This is a genomic window from Hydrogenophaga aromaticivorans, from assembly GCF_013387465.1.
Classification (GTDB): domain Bacteria; phylum Pseudomonadota; class Gammaproteobacteria; order Burkholderiales; family Burkholderiaceae_C; genus Hydrogenophaga; species Hydrogenophaga aromaticivorans.
The window spans coordinates 47,205-58,861 of record NZ_VYGV01000016.1; the positions used below are offsets into that span (position 1 = coordinate 47,205).

Genomic DNA, 11,657 nt, shown 5'->3' on the forward strand with positions numbered 1-11,657 from the left:
ACCGAACGGCGCTCAAGCCGCCGCAGCGCCCGATCCACCGCTCGCATACAGCGCCCGCGTCGCCGCCAGCTCGCCCTGCAGGTGCTGGCGCAGCGCGGCCGGCGCCAGCACCTCCACCTCCGCCCCGTAAGACAGCAAGCGCCGCGCGCCGTGCTCGATGGACTCGATCGGCAGCAGCACACACACCCAGCCCTCGCGCCCCGCGCCGGGCGCCGCCGCGTCGTCGTCTACCCGGGCAAACGGCGTGCGCGCATTCACCAGCCAGCCCATGGCCCGCGGCGACACCCGCACCCGCGCCTGCAGCCGCTGCAGCTCCGCCTCGAAGCGCGCCGCCGACGCCTGCCAATAGTGCGCGAGGTCAAAACCCGCCGGGCGTCTGAAGCGCGTGGGCAGCGTGCGCAGCGCCTGCACCGCGGCCAGCCGGTAGGTGCGCACCTCGGGCTGGCCCTGGGTGCGCGCCGCCATGTACCAGGTGCCCGCCTTCAGCACCAGGCCCAGCGGCTCCAGCTCGCGCTCGGCCTGGCCGCGCCAGCTCTCGTAGCGCAGCGCGATGCGCCGGCTGTTCCACACCGCCTCGGCCACCTCGCGCAGATGCATCGGCGTCTCCTGCGAGCGGTACCAGTCCACCGGGTCGATGTGCAGGCGCGCGCCCACGCGGTCGGCCTGCTCGCGCCATTCGGCCGGCAGGCTCGCCACCATCTTCAGCCGCGCCGATGCCGCCGCCGCGCCCAGGCCCAGGTCCGTCGCCGCGCCCGGCAGGCCGGCCAGCAACAGCGCCTGCGACTCGGGCTCGGTCATGCCGGTCAGCGTGGTGCTCCAGCCCTCGCGCAGCTGGAAGCCGCCGAACCGGCCCGGCTCGCCCCAGAGCGGTACGCCCGCGGCCGAGAGCTGGTCGATGTCGCGCAGGATGGTGCGCGGCGACACCTCCAGCGCCTGCGCCAGCGCGGGCGCCGTCATTCGGCCGTGGGCCTGCAGCAGCATCAGGATGGACAGCAGGCGGCTCGCTTTCATCGCAGGAATTTCCAGGCGTTCTTAAAACATGACATCAGGTGACATGGTATGCGGCGCAGCATGCAGCGACTTCAACTTTCAGGTCGTTTCACCATGGAATGGTTTTCCCTCGCTCACGCTTCACAGCTCTGGCTCTTCTTCGTCCTGGTGCTCGGCATCATCGTGTTGCCCGGCATGGACATGGCCTTCGTGCTCGGCAGCACCCTGGTCGATGGCTTCAAGGGCGGTGTGGCCGCTCTGGCCGGCATCGTGGCCGGCGGTGTGGCGCACACCGCCATGGCGGCGCTGGGCGTGGGCCTGGCGCTGCAAACGGTGCCGCAACTGCTCAGTGTGATGCTGATGGCGGGTGCGCTCTACCTGGGCTGGATCGGCTGGTCGCTCGTGCGCGGGGCCTCGGCGCTGGGCGAGGTGCGCGCCGAGACCTCGCGCCCCTGGGGCGCCACCTTCCGGCGCGGGCTGCTCACCTGCCTGCTCAACCCCAAGGCCTACCTCTTCATGATCGCGGTCTACCCGCAGTTTGCGCGGCCCGAACACGGCTCCATGGCGGTGCAGGCCGTGGCCATGGGCACCCTCATCGCGTTCACGCAGGCCGCCGTGTACGGCGCGGTGGCGCTGGGCGCCGTGCGGGTGAAGGCCTGGCTGCGCGGCAGCGGCCGGGCGCAGGTGCTGGCCGGGCAGTCGGTGGGTGCCGTCTTGCTGCTGGGGGCGGCGTGGTCGCTGGCGCAGGCCTTCGGGTTTCACTGATTCACGGTGGGGTGACCCGTGGCACGATCGCTGCTTCTTGAGACAATCCGGCCCCCGCCCACTGCAGAACACCCCCGCCATGGAACTCCCCGCCCACCAGTTGAGCATGACCGTGCTCATGACCCCCGACACCGCCAACTTCTCCGGCAAGGTGCACGGCGGCTCCATCCTCAAACTGCTCGACCAGGTGGCCTACGCCTGCGCCAGCCGATACGCCGCCGCCTATGTGGTGACGCTCAGCGTGGACCAGGTGGTGTTCCGCCAGCCGATCCACGTGGGCGAGCTCGTCACCTTCCTCGCCTCGGTCAACCACACCGGGAGCTCGTCCATGGAAGTGGGCATCAAGGTGATCGCGGAAAACATCCGCACCCAGGAAAACCGCCACGTCAACAGCTGCTTCTTCACCATGGTCGCGGTCGACGACAACGGCAAGCCCACCACCGTGGCGCCGCTGCGCCCCTTCACACCCGACGAGCGCCGCCGCCACGCAGCGGCCGAGCTGCGCAAGACCATGCGGCGCGAGATGGAGCAACGGTTTGGGGCGGTGCGCTAGGGCGGCGGCGGCACCACCGCCGCCGCCTTGACGGTCATGGCGCCCCGCGAAGCCCGCGACCCAACGTCCCCGGCTGCGCTGGACGCGGGCGGGCTTCAGGACCCGGCCCTGCTGCGGCGCCTGCTGCGGGCGAAGGACCGCATGGATGCCGCGTCGCACGAAGCCTGGCCCGTGAAGCGGCTGGCCGAGGTGAGCGGTGTGTCCGAAGCCCATTTCGCGCGCTCGTTCATGCAGGCCTTCGGCATCCCCCCGCACCGCTACCTGCTGACGCGGCGCATCGAGCAGGCGACCACGCTGCTGCGCGACACCGAACTGCCCATCACCGAGATCGCCTTCGCCACCGGCTGGGAGAGCCTGGGCACTTTCGGGCGGATATTCCGCGACATCACCGGCATGAACCCGAGTGCCCTGCGCCTGCACGCCAGGGCGGCGACGGGCCCACTTGACCGCGTGCCCGCCTGCGTGCTGAAGGCCGCGCAGCGGCCAGACCTCACCACAGCAGTTTTGGAGAAGCGGCGCCGCACAGCGAAGGGTACAAACCGGCCATCCCTCAAGGATTCAACCAAGGAGATGTGATGAGCCAAGGTATCAATGTGGTGGGTTTGTACGTGAACGACCAGGACGAAGCGCTGGCGTTCTACGTCGGCAAGCTCGGTTTCCGCGTGCACACGGACGTGCGCAATGGCGCCTACCGTTGGCTGACCGTGCAGCACCCGGAGCAGCCGTCGTTCCAGCTCGGCCTGTTCACCCCGGGACCGCCCGTGCACGACGAGGCGACGGCGCAGACGCTGCGCGCCATAGTGGCCAAGGGCGCGATGCCGCCGCTGGTCCTGACCGTGGCCGACTGCCGGGCCAGTTATGGGCAGTTGCAGTCCCTCGGTGTGGAATTCACGCAGGAGCCGGTGGAACGCTTTGGCAGCATCGACGCCGGCTTCCGCGACCCCGCGGGCAACGGCTGGAAGATGATCCAGGCCGCAGGGAGTTCGAAATGAGCGGCAGCACTTGGTTTCGGCGGACGCACCGCTGGGTGTCCATGGCCTTCATGGCGACGGTCATTGCCAACTTTGTCGTCCGGGCCCAGGGGCAGGGAGAGCCACCAGCCTGGGTGACCTACGCGCCGCTGCTCCCCCTGAGCCTGCTGCTGTTGACGGGGCTGTACTTGTTCGCGTTGCCCTACCTGGGCCGTCGCGGGGAGCGGCGGTCCGTTGGCGCGGGAGACGAACCGTGCACGTGAAGATGACCGTCAGATGAGCGCATGGAAGCACTTTTCGGGCGCTTGTGAAGCCTACGTCGGGCAGGTGTCGGCCACTTCCAGTCATCCGTTCGACAAGAAATTCGCCACATCATCGACCGGTTCCAGCGTACAGCCGCCGCAGGCCGATCCCAACCAGTGAGGGAATAGCGAGGTTTCGATGGCTTCGAAGCCAGCGCTCAGCCGTTTGCGATGCGGCTGACCAGGGCCTGGGTGAATTCCGCCGTGTTGGCCTTGCCACCCAGATCACCGGTCCGAACCTTGTCGATGTTCAGCGTCGCGTCGAGCGCCTGACGCAGTTGCGTGGCCTTTTCTGTGAGCTGGACATGGTCCAGCATCATCGCGGCGGCGAGCAGCAGGGCGGTGGGGTTGGCGATCCCCTTGCCAGCGATGTCCGGTGCTGAGCCGTGCACGGCTTCGAAGATGGCAGCGTCGGCACCGATGTTGGCGCCGGGCGCCATGCCGAGCCCGCCGACCAGACCAGCGACCAGATCAGACAGGATGTCGCCGAACAGGTTGGTGGTGACCAGCATGTCGAACTGCCACGGGTTGAGCACCAGCTTCATCGCGCAGGCATCAATGATGACGGTGTCCAGTTCGAACTGGCCCTTGTACTTCCGTTCGTACAACTCAAGGCCGGTCTCCAGAAAGATGCCGGTGAGGGCTTTCATGATGTTGGCCTTGTGCACGATCGTGACCTTCTTGCGCCCAGTCGCAACAGCGTGTTCGAACGCGAACTCCAGCAAACGGCGGCTTCCCGCGCGGGTGTTGATGCCGGTGGCCATGGCCACGGCATGTGGATCGTCATCGATCTGCACGAAATGTTCGTGTCCGATGTACAGGCCCTCCAGGTTTTCGCGCACCACAACGAGGTCGATCTTGTCGAAACGACCGCCGGGAATGATGGTCTGGGCTGGGCGCAGGTTGGCGTAGAGCTTGAACTCTTCCCGCAGCCGAACGTTCGACGAGCGGTAGCCCCCGCCCGAGGGCGTTTCCAGCGGCCCCTTGAGCGCCAGGCGCGTGCGGCGAATGCTGTCGAGGGTGGCCTGTGGCAGCGGGTCCCCGGCTTGTTTGACGCATTCGAGACCCGCAATCTGTCGGTCCCAGGCGAAAGGCGCCTTGAGGGCGTCCAGGGCTGCCAGCGTGGCATCGATGATCTCAGGACCAATGCCGTCGCCGGGGATCAGGGTGGCAGGGATCAAGGTGGTCATGGCATAGGTCCTGGCAAAGGGGTTGTTGGGGTGGTTGCCCGCGCATCAGGCAGGCACGCAGGAAAGATACGCTGTTTCAGGCCTTCTTGACCACGGATGACTTCAGTTGCATCGCCCCCACGCCGTCCACCTTGCAGTGCACATTGCCCACGGCGTCTTTCCAGACCGTCACCGGTTCTGCGTTCTCGGTGGGCGCGCTGGCGCTCCGCTCGTGGTCGCACTCGGGGCAGATGAGCAGCTCTCCGTCGGTGTAGGTGAGGGTGGACTGGCATGTCGGGCAGGGCGGGAACCTCATGGGGCAACAGAGAACGAACGTTAAAAAGAAGAATCAAGCAGCCAGGTCGTCCGGCAGCCGGCGCAGCACACCGGCCAGGTCGTCCGCGTAGTCGCCCTCGTCAACGGTGTCGAGCACGCCGCTCTTCCAGAGCTTGGCGCGCACGCGGTGGTTGGCCTCGCACAGCATCACGCGCACACCGCGCTTTTGCAGCTTGCGCACCACGTCCTGCAGCGCCTGCAGGCCGGTGAAGTCCATGAACGGCACCAGCCGCAGACGCAGGATCAGCACCTTCGGGTCGGTGCGGGTCTGCAGCAGCATGCGCTCCAGACTTTCCACCGCGCCGAAGAAGAAGGGGCCATTGATCTCGTAGACCAGCGCGCCTTTGGGCAGCGCCGTCTGTCCCAGCCCGTGCAGGGTGGACTTGAGGTCGCCCTCCTCCACCGCGTGCACCTCCACCGACGCGGCCATTCGGCGCAGGAACTGCAGCGTCGCCAGGATCACGCCCACATTGACGGCCACCACCAGATCGGCAAACACCGTCAGCACGAAGGTGATGACCAGGATCAACCCGTCGGCCCTTGGCGCGCGCAGCAGGATGTGCAGAAAGTGCGGAATCTCGCTCATGTTGTAGGCCACCACGAACAGGATGGCCGCCAGCGCGGCGAGCGGGATGTTCTGCGCCAGCGGCGCCAGGAACAGGATCACCGCCACCAATGTCAGCGTGTGCGTGATGCCGGCCAACGGGCTGGTGCCGCCGTTGCGCACATTGGTCGCGGTGCGGGCGATGGCGCCGGTGGCAGCGAAGCCACCGAACAGCGGTGCCACGATGTTGGCCAGGCCCTGGCCGACCAGCTCCTGGTTTGAGTCGTGTTTGATACCGGTCATGCCGTCGGCCACCACCGCCGACAGCAGCGACTCGATGGCGCCCAGCATGGCGATGGTGAAAGCCGGCCCGATGAGTTGAATCATCTGCGTGAAGGTCACCGTGGGGATGGAAAAGTCCGGCAGGCCCAGCGGGATGCCACCGAAGGCGGTGCCGATGGTGGCTACCCCAGGAATCTTCCAGACCGACTGGATCACCGTGGCCACCACCATCGCCGTCAGCGGCCCCGGCACGCGCGCCATGCCGCGGACGCGCGACGAATACAGCACCAGTAGCAGGCTCAGCACACCGATCGCCAGCGTCGGCACATGCACCTGCGTGATCACGCCCAGCAGGTGCAGCAGCTTCTCGTGGAAATGCTCGCCGCCGGTGGCCGGCAGGCCCAGAAAATCGCGCCACTGGCCGACGAAGATGATCACGCCGATGCCGCTGGTGAAACCCACCACCACCGGCGCCGGGATGAAGCGGATCACCGCCCCCATCTTGGCCACGCCCATGAGCAGCAGGATGAAGCCCGCCATCAGTGTGGCCACGCGCAGGCCGTCGATGCCGTACTTGGCCGTGACGCCCGCCAGGATGGCGATGAAGGCGCCGGTGGGCCCGGCGATCTGCACCCGGCTGCCGCCCAGCAGCGACACCATGAAGCCGCCGATGATGGCGGTGTAGATGCCCTGTTCGGGCCGTGCGCCCGAAGCGATCGCAAAGGCCATGGCCAGCGGCAGCGTCACCACGCCGACGATGACGCCGGCCACGATGTTGGGCAACAGCCGCCCCTTGCCGAACTGGCCCGAGCGCTTGGCTTCGAGGATGGTGATCATGCGAACGCCTGGGTGCTCCTGGCCTCCCGGAGCACGGTGTGCACATCGGCCTTGATGTCGGTCCACGCCGGTTCCGACATGCCCGACGGCCGTTGCAGGTGTTTGGGCAAGCGCGTGCAGACACTCGTGTCGTTGCGCGCAAACACCACGCTGTTGCCGTACTCCCTCGTGGCCACCGCCAGGGTGCTGCCGTCAAAGCTCAGGGCGATGCGCTCGAGATAGGCGCCAAAGTGGAGATCGAGTTCGTGCAGGTTGCAGACCATGACACCGCCGGTGGTCAGGAGGCGGGCGCAATGCGCATAGAAGTTGTAGGTGCCCAGCGCGGGCGACATGCTTTCGGCATCGAAACCGTCGACCATGATCACGTCGTAGCTCGCATCGTCCATGGCAGCGACGAAGTCCGCCCCATCGGCCTGCACCACGCGAAAATCTTGCTGATCCGGCGGCACCTCAAACTGGTCCCGCAGCGCAATCACCCGCGGGTCGATTTCCACCACGGTGATGTCGGTGCCCGGCAAGTGCCGGTGGCAGAACTTGGGCAACGATCCGCCGCCCAGTCCGATCATCAGCATGTTCAGGGGCCGGGGTTGAAACAGCACGAACCCCATCATCAGCCGTGTGTAGTTCAGCACCAGGTGGTCGGGATTGCGCAAGTCCATGGCGCTTTGCACGTCGGTCGCGCCAAAGCGCAGCGCCCGCTCGAAACGATCGTGATCGATCCGCACCTGCCGCAAAGTCAGGCCGGCGTTGACCGCGGCCTGTTGCAGTGCGGATTCGATGTCCCAGGTCATGTGGATTCCCCCTTGCCTGGCGATTCGATGGGCCCCTCCGCGCGGACACAGACCAAGCCATATTCCGGGTTGGTTTTGCAGGCTGCGATCACTTCTTCCAGGCCTGAGGCGGCGAAGCACACCGAGTCCAGCCAGTTCATGGCACGCATGAAGGCCGGAAATGCGCAGGCACAGTCCCCGAAGCGGTGCTCAAAGGCTTTGAAGTCACCGTGTTGGTGGCTCTCGTCCAGGCAGGGCGAGGACCACCGCACGAAGCTGCCGTCCAGCCAGGCCGTGGCGACGGGCCTGGTGCGCACCTCGCCCATGGGCCGGAAGGTGATGGCCATCGTTTCGACCGCGTCGGACGCCGGTACAAAGACTCGGGCTGCTTTCATGTGCGCGCCCTGTCCTGTCGGCGCAACCAATCCCCCAGGTCTTGCCACAGCGGCGGCGCCGCCACAGCGCTCAGCACCAGCGCCAGCGGCACCGTGGCCACAAAGCCCACCTGCTTGAACGCCAGCGCGCCCGCCAGTCCCCCGGCGAAAAACAGACCCAGAATGGAGGCGTGGATGCCCAGCTTGTCGCGGTCGGCTTCCACGAAATGCACCAGGTTGCCCGCGTGGGTGCGGTTCCAGTAAAAGAGGCGGCCCAGCTCGATGCCCAGGTCGGTCACGATGCCGGTCATGTGCGTGGTGCGGATCTCGGCCTTGGATATCTTGGTCACGATCGCGTTCTGTAGCCCCATGATGAAGCTCAGCACCAGCACCGTGGTGGGCAGGAAGATGCCCACCAGCACATTGAGGTTGGCGCCCAGCAGGCCAAACAGCAGCAACAACACGGCCTCGAGCATCAGCGAAAAGGCGTATTCGCTGTGCAGGTGCCGGCGCCGCGCCCAGTTCACCAGCACCGCCGTCGTGGCCGCACCCGCCACAAAAGCGCAAAGAGCGGCCAGTCCCGCCGCGCCCAGAAAAAAATTCCCGAGCACGAGGTTGTCGGCGATCTCCGAGACGATGCCCGTCATGTGAGAGGTGTAGCGCTGGATCGCCAGAAAACCACCCGCATTGGCCGCGCCCGCAACGAACGCCAGCAAGCCGCCCAACTGGCGGTTTGCGCGGCGGGTGCGCACTATGTGCGTCAGGCTTCGGATCATGAGCTTGAATTATGTGTCTTCAACACATCTTAATGTTAAATATGATTTGCTGATGATTTCAATACTATTATCATATGATGATCATATAGAGCCGTTTGTCGGAGCGTGTCCGGGACCAGCCCGAACGCCCCGCTCCGCCGGCCCAGAAAGGTTGAATGCCATGTCCTTGTCCGCCCTTGAGCGAAGCCTGCGCGCCCGACACCCGCGCTGCATCCGTGTGAATCTGCGCCTCTGGTATGCGCTGAAGTCCGCCAACCTCATCGATCAGCGGGAGGTATCGCCAGGCACACCCGCGCTGGCCGGGGTGCTCTTGCCACACTTCAAAGAGGTGTTGGTCGTGCTCGATCCCGATCTGGAAGACCGGGCATTCCAGGTTGAAGACACTGCCGAGCAGCCCGGGCGACCCGCTATCGGGCCGATCCACGCAGCACCCCGGGAGGCGCTGGCCCTGGCACCCGACAGCGCGAAGCCCGAATCGGCCTTCGACCGCCGCTGGATGGGCCGCTACTGAAGTACGGACCCGGCGACACACACATCCCATTTACATAGAATGCCCACATGGAGCTCAAAACCGCCCGTCTGACCGTCCTCATCGACCCGGCCAAGAAAAAAGCCTTCGAAAGCCTGTGTGCGCGCCAGGACGTCACCCCGTCCCAGGTCGTGCGGCGCCTGATCCGCGACTATCTGGCCAGCCATGGCGAGGGTTTTGTACCCAGCGGCGCGGCTCAAGCGGCCTTGGATGCGGAAAAGATCGAGCAGTCCTGATCGTCAAATTCCAAGGTAGACAGGTCGTCCACCCGAAGAACCGCCACAGGCGCCTCTGGGTCGAAACACGAAACCCGAGCACAAGCCTCACCCCCAAACCGCCTCCAGCGCCCCCCAGGCACTCGTGATCACCGGTTCCCCCGCGCGTTCGGCCAGACAAACAAAACTCAGGTCGCATTCCAGCGCCACCTGGTCGGCCACCACCAGGCCGCGGGCCTGGGCTTCGCGCATGGCGATGGCGTCGCGCACCAGGCTCAGGCCCACGCCGCTTTTCACCAGGTCGAGCATGGACGCTTCCTGGTCCACCAGGGCCACGCGTCGGGGCTCCAGCCCGGTGAGCGAGCCGGGTCCGAACACGCGGCGCTGCAGCCGGTGGTGGGCGCTGGCCGGTGGGGTGGCAAGCCAGGGCAGGGCGGCCAGGGCTTTCCAGTCTTTGCCGCGCACCTGCGGGCCCCAGCCGGCGGGCGCGAGCACGCGGTAGGTGAAGCGGGTGAGTGCGCGCAGCCGGTAGGGCGCGCCCACCGGGTCGTCGGGCAGGTTGAGGAAGAAGCCCACGTCGAGCTCGCCGCGCGCGATCTGCGCCAGCACGTCGCCGCTCATGCCCTGGCGCAGCTCGGTGCCCACCTGCGGGCTGGACTCGACGAGCTGTTTCAGGAACGCGCCGAGCCGCGTGAACTCCGGGTCGAGGATGGTGCCGATGCGCAGCGTGCCGCGCACGGTGGTGTGCAGGGCGGCGGCGGCCTGGCCGAAGTCGGCCAGGGTGGCGAGCGCGCGCTCGGCCATGGGCAGCAGGGCGGCGCCGTCGTGCGTGAGCGCCATGCCCTGGGGCGTGCGGGTGAACAGCGCCAGGCCGGTGGCTTCCGCCAGGGTTTTGAGCTGCAGGCTCACCGCCGGCTGGCTCAGGTGCAGGCGCAACGCGGCGCGCGACACATTGCCTTCGCGCGCCACGGCCACGAAGGCGCGCAGGGTCTGCGGGTCCACCGTGGGCAGCCGGCCGGGCAGGGCGCTAGGGAATGTGGGCTGGGTCATGGGCGCTCGCTTTATTTGCCAGACTTATACCAAGCCGCTGGCGATTTCATTGGACTTTTGCGCAGCTGGTCCACAAACTCGCGCCATTCCTGGGAGCCGACCATGAGCATTTCAAATACCCAGCGCCTACGCTGGCGCCCCTGACCATGCACGGAGACAGCCCCTACGACCCGGGCGAAGGCGACTGGCAGACGCTGGCCACCTTCTTCAGCCCGACCGAGGCCTACCTGCTGCGCGGCTGCCTGCAGTCCGCCGGGGTACCCGCGGTGGTGGCCGACGCCCACCTGGTGCAGGCGCACACCCTGCTGGCCGGCGCGATCCCGGTGCGCGTGCTGGTGCCCGCGCACCGCTTTGCCGAAGCCGAGGCGGCGGTGGCGGCCTACCAGCGCGGCGACTTCAGCCTGCCCGACGACAGCTTGCCAAACGAGTGAACCCACCATGAGCGACACAACCACCTTCGACCACATCGTCATCGGCGCCGGCACGGCCGGCTGCCTGCTGGCCAACCGGCTCTCGGCCGATCCGTCGCGCCGCGTGTTGCTGGTCGAAGCCGGCCGCAAGGACGACTACCACTGGATCCACATCCCGGTGGGCTACCTGTATTGCATCGGCAACCCGCGCACCGACTGGCTCTACCAGACCGAGCCCGACCCGGGCCTCAACGGCCGCCAGCTGCGCTACCCGCGCGGCAAGGGCCTGGGCGGCTGCTCCAGCATCAACGGCATGATCTACATGCGCGGCCAGGCACGCGACTACGACCAGTGGGCGCAGCTCACGGGCGACGCCGACTGGCGCTGGCAGAACAGCCTGCCCGACTTCCGGGCGCACGAAGACCACTACCGCCTGGACGCCGCGAACGAGAGCCTGAGCAACCCCGCCTTCACGCTGCTGCACGGCAACAAGGCGGTGGGCAGCACCGGCGAATGGCGCATCGAAAAGCAGCGCCTGCGCTGGGACGTGCTCGATGCTTTTGCGTTGGCCGCGCAGCAGGCCGGCATCCCGGCTACGGACGACTTCAACACCGGCGACAACGAGGGTGTGGGCTACTTCGAGGTGAACCAGAAAGCCGGCTGGCGCTGGAACGCGAGCAAGGCGTTTCTGCGCCCGGTGATGCACCGGCCCAACCTCACGGTCTGGACCGAGACCCAGGTGGAGCGCCTGCGGCTGGAGCGCGACGCCCGCGGCGCGCTGCGC

17 protein-coding genes are annotated in these 11,657 nt (G+C 67.0%); 9 read left to right on the forward strand and 8 right to left on the reverse strand.

Going from position 1 to position 11,657, the window contains the following annotated elements:
- Positions 1 to 12 precede the first annotated feature (12 nt).
- Complete coding sequence (locus F3K02_RS17100) at positions 13 to 1,011, reverse strand: helix-turn-helix transcriptional regulator (RefSeq protein ID WP_177136845.1); 999 nt, start codon at positions 1,009 to 1,011, stop codon at positions 13 to 15.
- 93 nt (positions 1,012 to 1,104) lie between these two features.
- Here F3K02_RS17100 and F3K02_RS17105 point away from each other — a divergent pair, with 93 nt between their 5' ends.
- The 5 genes from F3K02_RS17105 (at position 1,105) to F3K02_RS17130 (ending at position 3,702) form a co-directional block, all read left to right on the forward strand.
- Positions 1,105 to 1,755 carry a LysE family translocator gene (locus F3K02_RS17105; protein WP_177136846.1) on the forward strand — a complete coding sequence of 217 codons (651 nt, stop codon included), beginning with the start codon at positions 1,105 to 1,107 and terminating at the stop codon, positions 1,753 to 1,755.
- A gap of 79 nt (positions 1,756 to 1,834) precedes the next feature.
- The gene (locus tag F3K02_RS17110) at positions 1,835 to 2,308 is read left to right on the forward strand and encodes an acyl-CoA thioesterase (protein ID WP_177136847.1); all 474 of its coding nucleotides are present in this window, start codon (positions 1,835 to 1,837) and stop codon (positions 2,306 to 2,308) included.
- Between the two features lie 36 nt (positions 2,309 to 2,344).
- Positions 2,345 to 2,884 (forward strand): helix-turn-helix domain-containing protein, encoded by a 540-nt coding sequence (locus tag F3K02_RS17115; protein ID WP_177136848.1) that lies wholly within the window; start codon positions 2,345 to 2,347, stop codon positions 2,882 to 2,884.
- Positions 2,884 to 3,300: a VOC family protein gene (locus F3K02_RS17120; RefSeq protein ID WP_177136849.1), complete on the forward strand. Its 417-nt coding sequence runs from the start codon at positions 2,884 to 2,886 to the stop codon at positions 3,298 to 3,300. The genes F3K02_RS17115 and F3K02_RS17120 overlap by 1 nt, the downstream gene beginning before the upstream one ends.
- Before the next feature lie 255 nt (positions 3,301 to 3,555).
- On the forward strand, positions 3,556 to 3,702 hold the full coding sequence (locus F3K02_RS17130; RefSeq protein WP_177136851.1) for a hypothetical protein: 147 nt from the start codon (positions 3,556 to 3,558) through the stop codon (positions 3,700 to 3,702).
- Positions 3,703 to 3,739: 37 nt separating this feature from the next.
- Here F3K02_RS17130 and F3K02_RS17135 read toward each other — a convergent pair whose 3' ends face one another.
- From F3K02_RS17135 to F3K02_RS17160, 6 genes are all read right to left on the reverse strand, one after another.
- Positions 3,740 to 4,771, reverse strand: coding sequence for an isocitrate/isopropylmalate dehydrogenase family protein (locus F3K02_RS17135; RefSeq protein WP_177136852.1), 1,032 nt, complete (start codon positions 4,769 to 4,771; stop codon positions 3,740 to 3,742).
- 76 nt (positions 4,772 to 4,847) lie between these two features.
- Positions 4,848 to 5,066 carry a PhnA domain-containing protein gene (locus F3K02_RS17140; RefSeq protein WP_177136853.1) on the reverse strand — a complete coding sequence of 73 codons (219 nt, stop codon included), beginning with the start codon at positions 5,064 to 5,066 and terminating at the stop codon, positions 4,848 to 4,850.
- Between the two features lie 33 nt (positions 5,067 to 5,099).
- Complete coding sequence (locus tag F3K02_RS17145; RefSeq protein WP_177136854.1) at positions 5,100 to 6,749, reverse strand: SulP family inorganic anion transporter; 1,650 nt, start codon at positions 6,747 to 6,749, stop codon at positions 5,100 to 5,102.
- Positions 6,746 to 7,540, reverse strand: a complete 795-nt coding sequence (locus tag F3K02_RS17150; RefSeq protein WP_177136855.1) for a fused MFS/spermidine synthase — start codon at positions 7,538 to 7,540, stop codon at positions 6,746 to 6,748. Before F3K02_RS17150 ends, F3K02_RS17145 begins: the two co-directional genes overlap by 4 nt.
- Positions 7,537 to 7,914: a hypothetical protein gene (locus F3K02_RS17155; protein ID WP_177136856.1), complete on the reverse strand. Its 378-nt coding sequence runs from the start codon at positions 7,912 to 7,914 to the stop codon at positions 7,537 to 7,539. Before F3K02_RS17155 ends, F3K02_RS17150 begins: the two co-directional genes overlap by 4 nt.
- Positions 7,911 to 8,669, reverse strand: coding sequence for a YoaK family protein (locus F3K02_RS17160; protein ID WP_177136857.1), 759 nt, complete (start codon positions 8,667 to 8,669; stop codon positions 7,911 to 7,913). The genes F3K02_RS17155 and F3K02_RS17160 overlap by 4 nt, the downstream gene beginning before the upstream one ends.
- Positions 8,670 to 8,829: 160 nt before the next feature.
- Between F3K02_RS17160 and F3K02_RS17165 the strand changes: the two genes are divergently transcribed.
- On the forward strand, positions 8,830 to 9,180 hold the full coding sequence (locus F3K02_RS17165; RefSeq protein ID WP_177136858.1) for a hypothetical protein: 351 nt from the start codon (positions 8,830 to 8,832) through the stop codon (positions 9,178 to 9,180).
- Between the two features lie 47 nt (positions 9,181 to 9,227).
- Positions 9,228 to 9,434, forward strand: a complete 207-nt coding sequence (locus tag F3K02_RS17170) for a ribbon-helix-helix protein, CopG family (protein ID WP_177136859.1) — start codon at positions 9,228 to 9,230, stop codon at positions 9,432 to 9,434.
- 87 nt (positions 9,435 to 9,521) lie between these two features.
- On the opposite strand, the gene F3K02_RS17175 is transcribed toward F3K02_RS17170, so the two are convergent.
- Positions 9,522 to 10,463 (reverse strand): LysR family transcriptional regulator, encoded by a 942-nt coding sequence (locus tag F3K02_RS17175; protein WP_177136860.1) that lies wholly within the window; start codon positions 10,461 to 10,463, stop codon positions 9,522 to 9,524.
- Positions 10,464 to 10,609: 146 nt separating this feature from the next.
- On the opposite strand from F3K02_RS17175, the gene F3K02_RS17180 reads away from it, so the two are divergent.
- A complete protein-coding gene (locus F3K02_RS17180) occupies positions 10,610 to 10,894 on the forward strand; it encodes a putative signal transducing protein (RefSeq protein ID WP_177136861.1) in 285 nt (94 codons plus the stop codon).
- A gap of 7 nt (positions 10,895 to 10,901) precedes the next feature.
- Positions 10,902 to 11,657, forward strand: a 756-nt coding sequence (locus F3K02_RS27620; protein ID WP_246309563.1) for a GMC family oxidoreductase, incomplete at its 3' end; no start/stop codon positions are given.

What these genes read in the sequence shown, in the direction of transcription:
- F3K02_RS17165 (WP_177136858.1), top strand. Translation starts at nt 8,830, where the DNA reads ATGTCCTTGTCCGCCCTTGAGCGAAGCCTGCGCGCCCGACACCCGCGC.
- F3K02_RS17140 (WP_177136853.1), bottom strand. Translation starts at nt 5,066, where the DNA reads ATGAGGTTCCCGCCCTGCCCGACATGCCAGTCCACCCTCACCTACACC.
- F3K02_RS17150 (WP_177136855.1), bottom strand. Translation starts at nt 7,540, where the DNA reads ATGACCTGGGACATCGAATCCGCACTGCAACAGGCCGCGGTCAACGCC.
- F3K02_RS17145 (WP_177136854.1), bottom strand. Translation starts at nt 6,749, where the DNA reads ATGATCACCATCCTCGAAGCCAAGCGCTCGGGCCAGTTCGGCAAGGGG.
- F3K02_RS17110 (WP_177136847.1), top strand. Translation starts at nt 1,835, where the DNA reads ATGGAACTCCCCGCCCACCAGTTGAGCATGACCGTGCTCATGACCCCC.
- F3K02_RS17120 (WP_177136849.1), top strand. Translation starts at nt 2,884, where the DNA reads ATGAGCCAAGGTATCAATGTGGTGGGTTTGTACGTGAACGACCAGGAC.
- F3K02_RS17160 (WP_177136857.1), bottom strand. Translation starts at nt 8,669, where the DNA reads ATGATCCGAAGCCTGACGCACATAGTGCGCACCCGCCGCGCAAACCGC.
- F3K02_RS17180 (WP_177136861.1), top strand. Translation starts at nt 10,610, where the DNA reads ATGCACGGAGACAGCCCCTACGACCCGGGCGAAGGCGACTGGCAGACG.
- F3K02_RS17105 (WP_177136846.1), top strand. Translation starts at nt 1,105, where the DNA reads ATGGAATGGTTTTCCCTCGCTCACGCTTCACAGCTCTGGCTCTTCTTC.
- F3K02_RS17100 (WP_177136845.1), bottom strand. Translation starts at nt 1,011, where the DNA reads ATGAAAGCGAGCCGCCTGCTGTCCATCCTGATGCTGCTGCAGGCCCAC.
- F3K02_RS17135 (WP_177136852.1), bottom strand. Translation starts at nt 4,771, where the DNA reads ATGACCACCTTGATCCCTGCCACCCTGATCCCCGGCGACGGCATTGGT.
- F3K02_RS17155 (WP_177136856.1), bottom strand. Translation starts at nt 7,914, where the DNA reads ATGAAAGCAGCCCGAGTCTTTGTACCGGCGTCCGACGCGGTCGAAACG.
- F3K02_RS17175 (WP_177136860.1), bottom strand. Translation starts at nt 10,463, where the DNA reads ATGACCCAGCCCACATTCCCTAGCGCCCTGCCCGGCCGGCTGCCCACG.
- F3K02_RS17130 (WP_177136851.1), top strand. Translation starts at nt 3,556, where the DNA reads ATGAGCGCATGGAAGCACTTTTCGGGCGCTTGTGAAGCCTACGTCGGG.
- F3K02_RS17115 (WP_177136848.1), top strand. Translation starts at nt 2,345, where the DNA reads ATGGCGCCCCGCGAAGCCCGCGACCCAACGTCCCCGGCTGCGCTGGAC.
- F3K02_RS17170 (WP_177136859.1), top strand. Translation starts at nt 9,228, where the DNA reads ATGGAGCTCAAAACCGCCCGTCTGACCGTCCTCATCGACCCGGCCAAG.